The 1,407-nt window shown below is 61.4% G+C and carries 2 protein-coding genes; both read right to left on the bottom strand.

What is annotated here, in order from left to right:
- Positions 1-369: 369 nt before the first annotated feature.
- Positions 370-972 (bottom strand): DUF6518 family protein, encoded by a 603-nt coding sequence (locus IH13_RS43725; protein WP_158791447.1) that lies wholly within the window; start codon positions 970-972, stop codon positions 370-372.
- Positions 973-1,062: 90 nt separating this feature from the next.
- A complete protein-coding gene (locus tag IH13_RS46275; protein ID WP_420713428.1) occupies positions 1,063-1,398 on the bottom strand; it encodes a lactococcin 972 family bacteriocin in 336 nt (111 codons plus the stop codon).
- Positions 1,399-1,407: the final 9 nt, after the last annotated feature.

The following is a 1,407-nucleotide window of genomic DNA, read 5'->3' on the forward strand; positions in this document are numbered from 1 at the left end:
CGGCGTCAGATGCGGTGCATCGCAAGGCGGAGGGGCATCCGCATACTGGATGTATGGGGATGTTCCGACAACGCGGCGAGGTGCCGTAGCTGTCGTCGCGCGCCCGCCGGGAATTGCGGGACAGCCCTTACTCAAGGGGCAATTCTGGCAACCCGTGTCCCGACCATTACCAAGAGAGAAGAACACCGAGGGTCGCACGCGTTTCGTTCAGTGGTGGCTGAATGCCGCGACACCTACCCCGATATCGCGACTGGAATCGCATTGGCGAAACACAATTCGGCCTATTTCTCTTGCGGCAACGCGCACACAAAGGCAACACCAAAGGCGAGACCGCAGGCGACCTCGCTCAAGAAGTGAGATTTGCCGGCATCAGGCTCGCGCAGATTGCCGACGCCGGGCCTTTACGGCCGCGACGCACAAGAGTGCCAGCGCCACGGCCACAGCCAGAGCGCGGGTTACGCTCCAGGTCGCACCCACCAACGCTTCTTGCAGATTTGCCTCAGCGGACAGTCGCACAGTGGTTTCACCGATAACCACCATTGGGATCAGAAGTCGGGAAGCGAGACCGTGGGGGCCGACATGCGCGAGATGTCCGACGATTCCGAAGATCGGCCCCGCAGCGAGAGCGAAGGCGCACCACAGAATGAGCATCGAGAGGAAATCACCCCACGCGAAGACCGTAGCCTGCGCCGTCGGGTCACTGTAGTCCGATGCCACGAAGTCACCTTGAGTTGCTTTCGTCAGATAGTAGGCAAACACGGTCACTATCAGCGAAATGAAACCCATAATGGCCGCGCGTTTTTTGGAACCGGTCAGGAACCCGGCAACGAAGCTACTGGCGCGTACATCCAACCTGCGACAAGAGTGATACTTGCCGCATGGCTCACGCGCCCGTTTGCCGATCCCAAGAGCGGACCAGAGATCCCGACGACCAAACCGCCCACAATGGGAAATATAGCGGCTGAGAAACATGGACGCACGTACACCACCTCGTCGCGTGGGGGAATGGATGCGGCACCCTACCGCGCATCCCGCTGGAGCGGAAATGGAGCACGCAAAGCCTTACCGCCTCATCGCGGAAACGGGTGACCAGGCATTCGGCCGGCGGAGAAGCGGGCAGGCCAGGTCTTGGTAGACGACCCAGTAGGTGTTGCAGGGGTAGGCGGAACCGGCGGTGATCGCGACCTTGGCCCAAATGTCCTTCTCCCGTATGTCCTTGTCGGCACCACTCGCGAAAACGACGCTGGCAGAGTGCTTCTTGGTCGGGTCAATGTAATTCGAGTAGCACGTCTTACCCGTCAGAGCGGCCGTAGCGCCGGAGGGCCAGGTCGAAGGATGCCACGCCCCACTCAGTGGGCTTCTCGCCGTTCGGGCCTGTGAGCTGGGCCGGCGGGGCAACGCCGGCAG

It is taken from the genome of Streptomyces sp. NRRL WC-3549, assembly GCF_000721935.1.
Lineage (GTDB): Bacteria > Actinomycetota > Actinomycetes > Streptomycetales > Streptomycetaceae > Streptomyces.